Annotated in this window: 10 protein-coding genes; 2 read left to right on the forward strand and 8 right to left on the reverse strand. The window is 67.3% G+C overall.

Going from position 1 to position 13205, the window contains the following annotated elements; all coding sequences use genetic code 11:
• Positions 1-2: 2 nt before the first annotated feature.
• The gene (locus AC5P99_RS16530; RefSeq protein ID WP_099605470.1) at positions 3-1256 is read right to left on the reverse strand and encodes a zinc-dependent metalloprotease; all 1254 of its coding nucleotides are present in this window, start codon (positions 1254-1256) and stop codon (positions 3-5) included.
• Positions 1257-1481: 225 nt separating this feature from the next.
• Between AC5P99_RS16530 and AC5P99_RS16535 the strand changes: the two genes are divergently transcribed.
• Positions 1482-2939, forward strand: coding sequence for a T6SS phospholipase effector Tle1-like catalytic domain-containing protein (locus tag AC5P99_RS16535; protein WP_285309981.1), 1458 nt, complete (start codon positions 1482-1484; stop codon positions 2937-2939).
• 68 nt (positions 2940-3007) lie between these two features.
• Here AC5P99_RS16535 and AC5P99_RS16540 read toward each other — a convergent pair whose 3' ends face one another.
• The 7 genes from AC5P99_RS16540 to AC5P99_RS16570 all read right to left on the reverse strand — a co-directional run bounded on the left by AC5P99_RS16540 (position 3008) and on the right by AC5P99_RS16570 (position 11605).
• Positions 3008-3832: a ferritin-like domain-containing protein gene (locus AC5P99_RS16540; protein ID WP_123958241.1), complete on the reverse strand. Its 825-nt coding sequence runs from the start codon at positions 3830-3832 to the stop codon at positions 3008-3010.
• 9 nt (positions 3833-3841) lie between these two features.
• Positions 3842-5308, reverse strand: coding sequence for an amidophosphoribosyltransferase (purF, locus tag AC5P99_RS16545; protein ID WP_005408246.1), 1467 nt, complete (start codon positions 5306-5308; stop codon positions 3842-3844).
• A 30-nt stretch (positions 5309-5338) separates the two neighbouring features.
• Positions 5339-6118: a CvpA family protein gene (locus AC5P99_RS16550; protein WP_012479253.1), complete on the reverse strand. Its 780-nt coding sequence runs from the start codon at positions 6116-6118 to the stop codon at positions 5339-5341.
• Between the two features lie 46 nt (positions 6119-6164).
• Positions 6165-7208: an SPOR domain-containing protein gene (locus tag AC5P99_RS16555; protein ID WP_285311418.1), complete on the reverse strand. Its 1044-nt coding sequence runs from the start codon at positions 7206-7208 to the stop codon at positions 6165-6167.
• A gap of 81 nt (positions 7209-7289) precedes the next feature.
• On the reverse strand, positions 7290-8561 hold the full coding sequence (gene folC / locus AC5P99_RS16560; protein ID WP_285311419.1) for a bifunctional tetrahydrofolate synthase/dihydrofolate synthase: 1272 nt from the start codon (positions 8559-8561) through the stop codon (positions 7290-7292).
• Positions 8562-8600: 39 nt separating this feature from the next.
• The gene (locus tag AC5P99_RS16565) at positions 8601-9245 is read right to left on the reverse strand and encodes a histidine phosphatase family protein (protein ID WP_005408242.1); all 645 of its coding nucleotides are present in this window, start codon (positions 9243-9245) and stop codon (positions 8601-8603) included.
• A 197-nt stretch (positions 9246-9442) separates the two neighbouring features.
• Positions 9443-11605, reverse strand: a complete 2163-nt coding sequence (locus AC5P99_RS16570) for a S46 family peptidase (protein WP_285311420.1) — start codon at positions 11603-11605, stop codon at positions 9443-9445.
• A 468-nt stretch (positions 11606-12073) separates the two neighbouring features.
• Between AC5P99_RS16570 and tdh the strand changes: the two genes are divergently transcribed.
• A complete protein-coding gene (gene tdh / locus AC5P99_RS16575; protein WP_010483949.1) occupies positions 12074-13096 on the forward strand; it encodes an L-threonine 3-dehydrogenase in 1023 nt (340 codons plus the stop codon).
• Positions 13097-13205: the final 109 nt, after the last annotated feature.

The following is a 13205-nucleotide window of genomic DNA, read 5'->3' on the forward strand; positions in this document are numbered from 1 at the left end:
CCTCAGCGGAAGGCCGCGATGGTGGCCTTGGTATTGACCAGCACGCGCTGGTTGTCGGCGGTACTGGCATTGCCCATCGGGATGCCGTTGTAGCTGATGTTCGGGTTCGACCAGTAGTTCAGGCGCGGGCAGCTGCGGGTGCAGTTGTAGGCCATGATCGTGCGCCAGCCGGTGCCGGTGGACGGTTCATAGCGATAGCCATGGCCATAGGCGTACGGCGAGGTGCTCGAGTCGGTCGCGATATCATGCCGCGCGCTCTGCAGGTGGCCGATCTCGTGTGCGAAGGAGTAGTAGCCGGTCGCGCAATCCCAGTACACCGCCGCGAAAGCGGTCGATGCCGTCGAGCCGATGCCCGAGGCCAGGCCGCAGTACGCGGTGTTGTTGATCAGCAGCACGCCCACGTCGGCCGCCGTGTTGTTGCGGCTGGTGTGGATGCTGTCCATGTAGCCGTCACTGGTGCCGCGGAAGCGCGCCAGATCGGTATCGAAGCTGCCGGACTCGGTGTAACTGGTGGTCTCGTAACCGGCCAGCTGCATGGTGATTCCAACGTTGCTGTTGACGTAACCCTGGTTGGACTCGGCCACCGCCAGCTGCACCAGCGACTGCATGTTGCCGCCATAGGCAGTGACCGCCGCATTGGTCGCCACCACCAGCACGCGGATGGTCGCCGGCGTTCCCGACGAGGCCTGCGCGATGCCGATGTGGTCGTTGTCGGCCATCGGGATCTTCGGCAGCTGGTTGTAGTCAGCCGGATGATCGGCTGGCATCCTCGATTCGTCGACCTCGACCAGCACGTGGCGGTTACCCAGTGGACGCAGGCGATAAAGCTTGCCGTCCTTGCGGATCGAACCGGTGATGGTGTCGCCCGAACGTACCAGGATCAACGAATTGCCCGGATCGTCCTGGCCGCTGGAGGTGGCGGCGGTCAACCGGTCGGACGGCGAACGGAACTGGCCGTACCAGATGCTGCCACCATCGGGCAGCGCCTCGACCTTGCTGCGCACCGCCTGCACCCGTTTGCCGAGCAGCTCGAATTCCAGCTGCGGCTGCGCCGTAGCCGCCGCGTCGACACGCACTTCCTGCACCGTCGCCGTGGACGGGGTGGCCAGCAGCTTGCCGAGTGCAGGCTCGCTGTTGGCCGATGCCCGGCTGATGACCGTCACCGGTTCGAACAACGGTGCCGCATGCGCGGCTGCCGCCACCGACAAACCCAACACCAGGCCACCTGCCGCTTTGCCAATCGATCTGGACAACATTGCGTCGCTCCTTGAATGATGTGAACAGCGTTGATGCAGCACGCCCGGGTTTGCCGGGTTTGGCCATATGGCCCGCGCGGGTCGTGTGAATTCAATAGAAGATGGGAATGAAAATCAGGAACTGTGATCGACCGCATCTGCGTTAAGTAAGGTCAAAAGCGTCACTACACTTCGCCAATACACCGCTTTCGCGCTACCGTGACGCGGCCACGACGGGGAATGCACATGGCACCAGCGAAGGACACGGACGAAGATGTCGGCTTGCTGCGGATCGGCCTGTTCTTCGACGGCACCCGCAACAACGCACACAACCTGGCGCGCGGCCGTCCGCAGGTTCCGCAGCCTCGACCGGCGCAGCTGCGCGCGGACGATGATTCGACCTACCAGAGCCGGCTGACCAGCAGCTACGACAACGGCCTGACCAACATCGCGCGCCTGCAGCAGCTGTATCCGGACAGCCGCCGTGATGCGATGGCCGCTCCCTCGCTGTCGATCTATGTCGAAGGCGTGGGTACCCGCGATGATGCCGACGACGATCTGATCGGGCTGGCCTTCGGCATCGGTGCCAGTGGCGTTCGCGCGAAAGTGCAGCGCGCGCTGCAGGTGCTGCTGCCGGCCGCGCTGGCGCAACTATCCGCACGCTGGCAGCGACCGCTGCATGGCGTGCAGCTGGACCTGTTCGGTTATTCACGCGGTGCTGCTGCCGCACGTGACATCGCCAACCAACTGCAGGGCTGGGACAGCGTGCGCTGGCGCCAGCTGCTGCAGGCCGCCGGCCTGTCCTGCACTGCGAACTTCGCCCCGGCCACGCCGGTGCTGCGCTTCATCGGGCTGTTCGACACCGTTGTCGCAGTCAATGGCGGCCGCGCCGATGAGCGGCCGCAGCTGGCCCTGCACAGCGGCATCGCCGGTCGCGTCGTGCAGCTCACTGCACGCGATGAACATCGCCAGCACTATCCGTTGACCAGCGTGGCACCGCCGTTTGCCGAGATCGCCCTACCCGGCGTACACGCGAATATCGGCGGTGGCTACAACCAGCTGGAAGAAGGTCCCAAGCTGCTCAGCCGCCCGCGCCGGCAACAGTTGCGCCGCCCCGCGGTTGCCGACTACCAGGTCCCTCCACTGGCGTTGCTGCGGGCCACCACGGTCTACGCCGAAGCACAGGCCGATGCCGAACGCTGGCGCCAGCAGCTGGGCGTGGGTGAGAAGGAGGTCTGGGTGGATGTCTGGCACCAGTGGCAGCAGCAGCGTCGCGCCGGCAGCCGCAGCGTGCTGTTGTCACCGGTGCTGTATGTGACTGCCGCGGTGGTGCTGCGTCGGCGCATCGACTGGCGTTACCAGCTGATTGCACTGCAGGTGATGCAGCAGCAGGCCATCGACGCCGGCGTGCAATGGACCGCCAATGCCGCCGAGGTTCCTGGCTGGGAGCTCCCGTCCGCCCTGCAGCCGATCGCACGGCGCCTGGTGACCGGACAGCCGCTGACGCAGACACAGGAGGCGCTGCTGCGCCGGCGTTACCTGATGCAATCGGCGCACTGGAACTTCGATGCACTGGGCGACACCGCACTGACCTACGCGGCCGATGCCGGCGTCAGCGAACTGCCCTACCGGCCGGGTCCCGGCCTGTTCTACATCAACCGGCCGACGGTGGATGGCAAGCGCGTGGTGTTGCCGAACGCCTGAGAAAAGGGGACGGAGGGGATCAAGTCGTTTGTGCCACAAACGACTTGATCCCCTCCGTCCCCTTTTCTTCAACCGGCCTGTTCGACCAGGTTGGCGAGCTCATCCGCATCGAAACCGGCCAGCAGGCGCGCTTCCATGTTGAACGGTCCGTGCAGGTAGCCGCCGGCGTACTCCACCAGCAGTTCCTTGAAACGTGCGCGCGGCTCGACGCCGGCGCGGTCGCAGTACCAGCGGTACCAGCGCGAACCGGCAGCCACATGTGCCACTTCCTCGCGCAGGATCACTTCCAGCACATCGGCGGTCTCGCCATCGCCGACATTGCGCAGTTTCTCGATCATGCCGGGCGTCACGTCCAGGCCGCGCGCTTCCAGCACGCGCGGCACCAGCGCCATGCGTGCCAGGCCATCGTGCGCGGTCTTTTCGCACATTTCCCACAGGCCGTTGTGCGCGGGGAAGTCGCCGTAGTCGTGGCCATGCACCTGCAGGCGCTCCCGCAGCAGCATGAAGTGCCGCGATTCGTCGTCGGCACAGCTGACCCAGTCGGCATGGAACGCCGGCGGCAGGCCGCGGAAGCGGTACACCGCGTCCCAGGCCAGGTCGATCGCGTTGAGTTCGATATGCGCGATGGCGTGGATGAAGGCAGCCCGTCCTTCCACACCGCCCAGTCCGCGCCGCGGCACTTCGCGCGGGTGCACCAGCACCAGCTGTGCCGGCCGGCCCGGCATGCGGATCGGCTCTGGCGGTAGCGCGTCGGCAGCCACCTTCAGGCGGCCGGCACGGAACGCAGCGGCGTAGGCCTGGGTCAGCGCAACCTTGCGCAGCGGGTCGGCTTCGGCCAGGCACTGCTGCGCTGCGCGCAGCAGGTCGCCAGCAACATCGGGCACGTCAACCACGCCTGGTCCTCAGGCGCGGCGCTTGTGCTTGGCGTCGTCCGACCGCAGCTGCTGGATGCGCTCGAAGTAGCCCGGTTCAATGCCGGTCGGGTAGTGGCCGTTGAAGCAGGACGAATCGAAGTTGCGCAGCGCCGGATTGCCCTCGCTCACTGCCGCTTCCATGTCTTCCAGGTCCTGGTAGATCAGCCAGTCGCAGCCCAGGTGGGCTTCGATCTCTTCCACGGTGCGGTTGTGCGCGACCAGTTCCTCGGCCGCCGGCATGTCGATGCCGTAGATGTTCGGGTAGCGCACCGGCGGCGCGGCGCTGGCCAGGTAGACCTTGCGCGCGCCCGCGTCACGGGCCATCTGCACGATCTGCTGGCTGGTGGTGCCACGCACGATCGAATCGTCCACCAGCAGCACCACGCGGTTGCGGAACTCCAGGTGGATCGGGTTGAGCTTGCGACGCACCGACTTCACGCGTTCGCCCTGCCCCGGCATGATGAAGGTACGGCCGATGTAGCGGTTCTTGATGAAGCCTTCGCGGTACTTCACGCCGAGCACGTTGGAGATCTCAAGCGCAGCGTCGCGCGAGGTATCCGGGATCGGGATGATGGTGTCGATGTCGTGGTCCGGGCGCAGGCGCAGGATCTTCTCGCCCAGCTTGATGCCCATGCGCATGCGCGCCTTGTGCACCGACACGTTGTCGATCATCGAATCCGGGCGTGCGAAATACACGTATTCGAAGATGCATGGGGTGTGCTCGGCCGGCTCGGCGCAGATCTCCGAGAACAGCTCGCCACGCGCGGTGATCACCAGCGCTTCGCCCGGCTGCACATCGCGCACGCGCTGGAAGCCCAGCACGTCCAGCGCGGCCGACTCGGACGCCACGATGTACTCGTCGCCCTCGGCATGGCTGCGCTTGCCCAGCACCAGCGGACGGATGCCATGCGGGTCGCGGAAGGCGACCAGGCCCAGGCCCAGCACCACGCTGACCACTGCATAGCCACCCTTGCAGCGGCGGTGCACGCCAGCCACCGCGCGGATCGCGGCTTCCGGGCTCAGCTGGCGCTGCTGCTCCAGTTCGTAGGCGAACACGTTCAGCAGCACTTCGCTGTCCGAATCGGTGTTGACGTTGCGGCGGTCCTGTTCGAACACCTGCTGGCGCAGCGCCTCGGTATTGATCAGGTTGCCGTTGTGGGCCAGCGCGATGCCGTACGGCGAATTGACGTAGAACGGCTGCGCCTCGTCCATGCCTTCCGAACCGGCAGTCGGGTAACGCACGTGGGCGATGCCGACGCTGCCTTCCAGGGTGGACATGGTGCGGGCATCGAACACATCGCGGACCAGGCCGGTGGCCTTCTGCACACGCAGGCGGCTGCCGTTGGCGGTGGCGATGCCCGCCGCGTCCTGGCCACGGTGCTGGAGGACGGTCAAGCCGTCATACAACTGCCCGGCGACGTTCTGGTTGCCGACGATTCCGACGATGCCACACATGGTGCGAGGTCTCCGCTGGGCTGTGCCCAGTTACAAGGAAGGTGGCCGTACCTGGCCGCGGTGGTCGCCGCGCCTGCGGTCGACATTGGCCGGATCGCCCGGCTCGATACTGTCCGGCAGTGCTGGGGCGTCCGGACGCACTTCGGCCGGATCGTAGGAATCGCCCTGTTCCGCTTTCGCAGGCCGCAGCCATCCGCTGCCTGCCACTACCTGGTTGAGGATGCCATTATCGCCTGCCGCGCCCGGCTTTCCCAACCCGGCGCCTGCGTTCTTGCCCAACTCCATCAATGCAGATGGGGACAGCGCGTCGGTCGGCAAGGCCTTGGGCAGCAGATCGGCCCCGGGAACCTCCCAGTGCGGCAGCTTGCTGTTCATCCAGGCAACGGTGGGGTTCAGCAGCGGGCGCACCGCCGAGCGCTGCCAGGAGGGCTCGGCAGTCAACGGGGTGAAACTGCCCAGCAGCAGCAGGATCGCGGCGATCAGGCCGCCCCGCACGGCGCCCAGCACCCCGCCCAGCAGGCGGTCCAGGCTGGTCAGCATGCTGCGGTGGACCAGAGCCTTGATGACCATGCCGATCACCGCGACCACGATCATCACGCCGATGCCGACCCCCAGGTAGCCACCGACGAAGTGTTCGCCACCGGGGGCCGCCGGGGCCGCCCACCAATGGGCGGCGTCATTGCCGAAGGCGAAGGCCGCCCACGCGGCCAGCAGCCACGACAGGGTGCCGATGACGATTCCCACGAAGCCGCGCAGCATCCCCAGCAGGGTGGAGGCGGCGATCACGATCAGCAGCACCACGTCGATCATGGCGCCCCGCTCCTTCGGCGGCGCTGGCAACGAGGCTGCGCGTGGGTCATGGGTGCGGTCGGACCATGCCGGCCACGCCGACCTTGGCGGCGACCTGCGCCTTCAGCTGCTCGGCATCGCCACGGTTGGCCACCGGCCCGACGCGGACGCGATGCAGGGTGCCCTTTTCGGTGCGCACCTGCTCGACAAAAGCACTGAAGCCGGCGGCGCGGACCTTGTCGCGCAGGGCGTTGGCATCGTTGGCCTGGCCGAACGCGCCCAGCTGCACGGCAAAGCCGACGCCGCTGGCGGCCGGTGCTGCCGGCGTGGCCGGGGCCATTGCCGGCTTGCTGGCGGTGGCCTCCGGCTTCGGCTCGGGCTTCGGGGTTTCGGGCTTCGGCGCCGGCTTCGGCGGCTCGGGCTTGGCCGCCGGAGTGGTCGTTGCAGTCGGCGTACTCGGCGGCAGGCTTTCACTGCGCACCGGGTTGCTGCTGGCCGACGGCGCGGTGGCGGCGGATGGGGTACTGGCGCTCGGCGTAGCCGGTGCCGGGGTGGCTGCCACCGGGGCGCTGCTGTCCGCTGCGGCATCCAGGGTGATCACTTCGGCCTTCACATCGGCACGGATCTTCACCGCCTGCAGGCGGGCGGCCTCGGCCTGTGCACGGTCGGCGTACGGCCCCACGCGCACGCGCCATGCCTGGCGGCCGTTGATGGTCGCCGTTTCGGCGAAGCCCGGCAGCTGCGAGCGCTTCAGGTAGGCGATCACCGCATCGGCGTCGGCCTTGCTGCCGTAGGCACCGAAGGTAACCGCATAGTTGCCGGCGGCGACCGTCGGCGAGGTGTCCACGGTCGGCGGAGTGGCCGGCGTGGCGGCGTCCTGCAGCGGCTTGGCCTGCCCGGTCTGCAGGCCGGTGGCACCACCGGCCGGGGCGACCAGGGGCAGCTCACGGGTTTCGAACTGGCCATCGGCCGGTGCATCCGGCGCGGCGATCGGCACATTGGCCACGCCGCTGTCCGGTGCCGGCCCCTTGACCAGCATCGGCAGGAAAATCACGGCCAGTGCCACCAGCACGATGGCACCAATCAGACGCTGTTTCAGAGGCGTATCCACGTGAGGCAGGCAACTGTCCGGAGATTGGCATCGATTATACGGGTGCCGGACCGGACGGCGTCGGCGTTGGCTGAACGCGTATCAGGCATCGCCCTGCAGCCATTGCAGGGCGGCGGCAGCGGTATGGAAGGAGCCGAACACCAGCACGCGGTCACCGCGCTCGGCCTGGGCCAGCACCTGCGCCAGTGCCTGTTCGACGCTGTCAGCCAGCAGCGCCGTGGCGGCGGCGGTGCCGGCCAGGCGTGCCTGCAGCTGGACGGCGCTCTGCCCGCGCGGGCCTTCCAGCCCGGCCAGGGTCCACTCGCCCACTACGTCCTCCAGCGCCTGCACCACCCCCGCTGCGTCCTTGTCCTGCAGCGCGGCGTACACCGCCAGGGTGCGCCCGGCAGAGACCTCGGCCTTCAGCGCACGCGCCAGCTGGCCCGCCGCCTGCGGGTTGTGGCCGACGTCGACGCGGATCTGCACGCCATCGCGCTCGAATGCCTGCAGCCGGCCGGGAATGCGTGCCGCTGCGACACCGGCGGCCCACGCCGCACGCGGCACCGGCTTGTCCAGCGCGCGCAGCGCGGCGATGGCGGCACCCGCATTAGCCAGCTGGATCGGGCCGGCCAGCGCCGGGGTCGGCAGTTCCATGCGCAGGCCGACATCGCGCCAGCGCCAACGCTGCGCATCGATCGGCTCGTAGAAATAGTCGCTGCCACCACGGATCGCATTGGCGCCAACCAGGTAGGCACGGCGCAGCACGCTCGACGGCGGATCGGTCTCGCCCAGGATCACCGGCTTCCAGCCGCGGATGATGCCGGCCTTCTCGGTCCCGATCGCCTCGCGATCCTCGCCCAGCCACTCGGCATGGTCGATGTCCACGGTAGTGATCACCGCCACGTCGGCGTCCACGATGTTGACCGCATCGAGGCGGCCGCCCAGGCCCACTTCCAGTACCGCCAGGTCCAGCCCGGCGTCGGCGAACAGCTGCAGCGCGGCCAGCGTGCCGTACTCGAAATAGGTCAGCGTGATCTCGCCACGCACGGCTTCGATGGCATTGAACGCGGCGACCAGCGCGGCATCGTCCACGTCCTGGCCGTCGATGCGCACGCGCTCGTTGTAGCGCAGCAGGTGCGGCGAGGTGTAGGCACCGACCTTCCAGCCGGCGGCGCGTGCAATGGCTTCGATGAAAGCCACGGTTGAGCCCTTGCCGTTGGTGCCACCGACCACGATGGTGCGCTTGGCCGGCGCGCCCAGGCCCATCGCCGCGGCCACGGCGCGCACGCGCTCCAGGCCCATGTCGATGCTCGCCGGGTGCTGGCGTTCAATGTAGTCCAGCCAGTCGGCCAGGGTGGTCGGGGTGTTCGTCACGGCAGCGGTTCCAGCAGAAGCAGTTGATGCGGGGATGGATCAGAGGGCGCGGTGCTTGGCTTCGCCGAAGAACGGCGTGTGGTGGGCGCAGTCGTTCAGGCGCACCACTTCCAGGCTGTCCAGGTCGGCGCCTTCGAGCAGGTTGAGCGTGGTCGGTGCCTGGCGGAAGGTCCACAGGCGGGAAAGCGGCAGGCCCAGCACCTTGCACAGGATCACGCGGTTGACCGCATCGTGCGCAACCACCAGCAGAGTGTCGTGCTCGCCGAGGCCTTCGGTGGCACGCGCCAGCCCACGCCAGCTGCGCTCCAGCACCAGGCGCAGCGATTCGCCGCCGGGCATCAGCACCGTATCCGGCTCCTCGCGCCAGGCCTGCAGGCGCGACGGATCCTTCTCGTGGATCTCGCTGGCGAGCAACCCTTCCCATTCACCGTGGGCGATTTCCTGCAGCTCCGGCTCGGTCAGCAGCATGTCGGCGCGGGCGGCGCCAAGCGCCAGCTGCGCGGTGCGCTGCGCGCGCGACAGCGGCGAGGCGACGGCACGGGTGATGTCCACCGAGGCCAGGCGGGCACCCAGTGCCTGGGCCTGGGCTTCACCGATCGGCGAAAGCGGAATATCGATCTGGCCCTGGTAGCGGCCTTCGGCGTTCCACGGCGTTTCGCCGTGGCGGGCAAGCAGGATGCGCATGCGTGCAAGGGGTCCTGGGGGGGAGGAGGTTTCCGCGTTTCGTTCACATCCTGTGAAGTACGCGGAACAGGGATGATACCTGTTCGGCGCACCGGGCCGGGCCGGGCCGGGCATGAAAAAACCCCGCGACGTGAGTCGCGGGGGTTCGGAAACTCCGGCTGTCTGGTCGAGGTTGCCGGCCAGCGGCCGGCACTACCTCACTTCGCCAGGTTCAGTTCCTTCAGCAGCTGCGGCGCCGGCGCCACTTCCTGCATGATCCACTGCATGTAGCGGCTGTCGACGGCGATCATGCGGGTCATCACCGGGTCGAACACCCAGTTGGAGCTGACCGATTCCCAGTTGCCATCGAAGGCCAGGCCGACCAGCTTGCCGTTGGCGTCCAACACCGGCGAACCCGAGTTGCCGCCGGTGATGTCCAGGTTGGACAGGAAGTTCACCGGCACCGAACCAAGGCGCTTGTCTTCCAGGCCGCCGTAACGCTTGGCCTTGACTGCATCAAGCAGCGCCTTCGGCGAATCGAACGGATCCTCACCGGTTTCCTTCGCCGCCACGCCTTCCAGGGTGGTGAACGGGGTGTACTTCACGCCGTCCTTGCCATAGCCCATGACGTTGCCGAAGGTGATGCGCAGCGACAGGTTGGCGTCCGGGTAGACGAACTCACCCTGACTCTTCTTGTAGTCGGCCACGGCCTGCAGGTACAGCGGGCGCGCGGTCAGCGATTCGCCTTCGCGGATCTTCTTCTGCTCTTCCTGCTTCAGCAGTGCCGGCATGACGGCCACGGCGTACTGGATGGCCGGATCGTTGCTGGCCTCAAACGCGGCGCGGTCGGCCTTGAACCATTTCAGGCGTGCATCCAGGCTGCCCAGCTCGGTGCCCGACAGCTTGCCCACCAGCGACTTCACCGCAGCGGCATCGCTGCCGGCCAGCCACTTGTTCAGCACTTCGTTGTCGCGCTGTCCGGCCGGCAGGGCCACGTACTGGTCCAGCCAGTAGGCCTGCAGCTGCTGGTCCATCTTCGCCACGTAGCGGCGGTCCATCTGCTTCAGGCCACCTTCGATGGTGGTCAGGTCGCGTTCCTGGTAACCGGCTTCGCGCTCGGCATCCGGCTTGCTGCGCTCGATCGACAGGCGGTACAGGGTGATCGCCGCGCCAACGGCCGAGGTGTTGTTGAACTGACCGACGAACAGGTCGCGTTCGCGGGTCGACTTGCTGGTATCCAGATGCTTGAGCAGCTGCGCGTGTGCCGCCAGGGCCGGCTTGCCGGCAGCGCCCTGCTTCTTCAGCCACGCCAGCACGGCGGCTTCTTCAGCCTGCTTCTGGCCAGCGGCGTCGATGCGCTTGAAGCCTTCCAGCTGGCCCAGGTAGTTCTTGGCCACGTTGTTCATGCTGGCGGCGGTGGCGGCGTACTTCACCTTGACGTCGGCGTCGGCCTTGCCGGCGTCGGCGATCATCTTCAGCACGGCGTTGTAGTGCTTGGCGATGGTCGGGTAGGTGAAGCTGGCGGTTTCGTTGAATTCACCGGCCAGTGCATAGCGGTTGGTGCGGCCCGGGTAGCCCGCCACCATCACGAAGTCGTCGGCACCCAGCGGCTGGTCGGCGAACTTCAGGAAGTGCTTGGGCTGGTACGGCACGTTGTCGGCGGCGAAGGCGGCCGGCTTGCCGTCCTTGCCGACGTAGGCGCGGTAGAACGAGAAATCGCCGGTGTGGCGCGGCCACATCCAGTTGTCGACGTCGCCGCCGAACTTGCCGACGCTGCCCGGGGGCGCGTAGACCAGGCGCACGTCCTTGATTTCCATGTTGCGGAACAGGCGGTAGGTGTTGCCGCCAGAGAAGCTGTACAGGCGGCAGCGGAAGCCGGCATCGGCTTCACAGGCGGCGACCTGGGCCTTGTCGAAGGCGTCCAGCGCGCGGCTGCGGGCCAGCGGGTCGTTGCCGGCGGCAGCGATGGCGGCCTTGGCCTGGGTGGTGACGTCGGTGATCTGGTCGAGCACGAACACGCGGGCGTTCGGGCCGGCGCTCAGTTCGTCCTTCAGGGTCGGCGCGTTGAAGCCGTCCTTGATCAGGTTCTTCTGCGCGGTCGAATTCAGCTGGATGGCGCCATAAGCGCAGTGGTGGTTGGTGACCACCAGGCCCTGCGGCGAGACGAAGCTGGCGGTGCAGCCGCCGAGGGCGACGACCGCGCCCATCGGGTCGCCGGTCAGGTTGGACAGCTGTTCCGGGGACAGCTTCAGGCCGGCCTTCTGCAGCGGGCCGGCGATTTCCGGCAGCTGCTGCGGCACCCACATGCCTTCAGCGGCATGGGCGACCTGGGCCAGCCCGAGGCTGGCGACGATGGAGAATGCAAGCAGGTTCGAGCGCATGGAGCGGCCCCTGGTAGTGGAACCCTCGATTGTAGCCCGCCGCCCTGCCCCGGCCCGAACCCCGGAAGTCATGGGCCTACTTCTTGCGCTGCCATGCGCACCTCGGCCGCGCACATGGAATCGTCCAGAGCATCCTGGCCGGGACCGTTGGCGCCATGGGCCGGGCGCATGCGACTGGCGGGTTGGGCAGGACGCCCAACCCCGGTCTTGCCGTGTGCGCAGGACAGCGCGCACGAGCAAGGCGCCATCGAGCACCATGGATGGGCTTTTGCGTGTCCCGGCCAGGGTGACCACGCCCCCTCCCCCGGAATCAAGGAGGCGCTGCTGTTTGCGGCACGTCCGAAACGCCCGCCGGCGCACGCCTTTCGTTCCGCCAATGCACCCGCAGCGCAACATGGGAAATCCGCGCGGCACCCTATAATCCGCGCTTTCCCCCTGATGAGTTCCACCCCGATGGCGCAGCAAACGATGAAGGCCCTGGTCAAGCGCGAAGCGGCCAAGGGCATCTGGCTGGAAGAAGTTCCGGTGCCGACCCCGGGCCCGAATGAGGTCCTGATCAAGCTGGAGAAGACCGCGATCTGCGGTACCGACCTGCACATCTACCTGTGGGACGAGTGGAGCCAGCGCACCATCAAGCCGGGCCTGACCATCGGCCACGAATTCGTCGGTCGCGTCGCCGCACTCGGCTCGGCCGTGACCGGCTATGAAATCGGCCAGCGCGTCTCGGCCGAAGGCCACATCGTCTGCGGCCACTGCCGCAACTGCCGTGGCGGCCGCCCGCACCTGTGCCCGAACACCGTCGGCATCGGCGTCAACGTCAACGGCGCCTTCGCCGAATACATGGTGATGCCGGCCAGCAACCTGTGGCCGATCCCGGACCAGATCCCGTCGGAGCTGGCTGCGTTCTTCGACCCGTACGGCAACGCCGCGCACTGTGCACTGGAATTCAATGTGATCGGCGAGGACGTGCTGATCACCGGTGCCGGCCCGATCGGCATCATCGCCGCCGGCATCTGCAAGCACATCGGTGCGCGTAACGTGGTGGTGACCGACGTCAATGATTTCCGCCTGAAGCTGGCCGCCGACATGGGTGCCACCCGCGTGGTCAACGTGGCCAACCAGTCGCTGAAGGACGTGATGAAGGAACTGCACATGGAGGGCTTCGACGTGGGCCTGGAAATGAGCGGCAACCCGCGCGCGTTCAACGACATGCTCGACTGCATGTACCACGGCGGCAAGATCGCCATGCTCGGCATCATGCCCAAGGGCGCCGGCTGCGACTGGGACAAGATCATCTTCAAGGGCCTGACCGTGCAGGGCATCTACGGCCGCAAGATGTACGAGACCTGGTACAAGATGACCCAGCTGGTGCTGTCCGGCTTCCCGCTCGGCAAGGTGATGACCCACCAGCTGCCGATCGACGACTTCCAGAAGGGCTTCGACCTGATGGAAGAAGGCAAGGCCGGCAAGGTCGTGCTCAGCTGGAATTGACCCTTCGGGTCAATTCCCCCGCAGGTTTCCTTATCCCCGCGCCGTCGGCGCGCCCCCTTGAACAACAAGGGGGCTCTCCCCCAGCCGGGGTGAGGCATGCTGCTGGAAC

Source organism: Stenotrophomonas sp. YJH_SMC_80 (assembly GCF_059372495.1).

Coding starts and splice junctions, on each gene's coding strand:
- AC5P99_RS16530 (WP_099605470.1), bottom strand. CDS start 1,256: ATGTTGTCCAGATCGATTGGCAAAGCGGCAGGTGGCCTGGTGTTGGGT.
- AC5P99_RS16535 (WP_285309981.1), top strand. CDS start 1,482: ATGGCACCAGCGAAGGACACGGACGAAGATGTCGGCTTGCTGCGGATC.
- purF (WP_005408246.1), bottom strand. CDS start 5,308: ATGTGTGGCATCGTCGGAATCGTCGGCAACCAGAACGTCGCCGGGCAG.
- AC5P99_RS16550 (WP_012479253.1), bottom strand. CDS start 6,118: ATGATCGACGTGGTGCTGCTGATCGTGATCGCCGCCTCCACCCTGCTG.
- AC5P99_RS16565 (WP_005408242.1), bottom strand. CDS start 9,245: ATGCGCATCCTGCTTGCCCGCCACGGCGAAACGCCGTGGAACGCCGAA.
- AC5P99_RS16570 (WP_285311420.1), bottom strand. CDS start 11,605: ATGCGCTCGAACCTGCTTGCATTCTCCATCGTCGCCAGCCTCGGGCTG.
- tdh (WP_010483949.1), top strand. CDS start 12,074: ATGAAGGCCCTGGTCAAGCGCGAAGCGGCCAAGGGCATCTGGCTGGAA.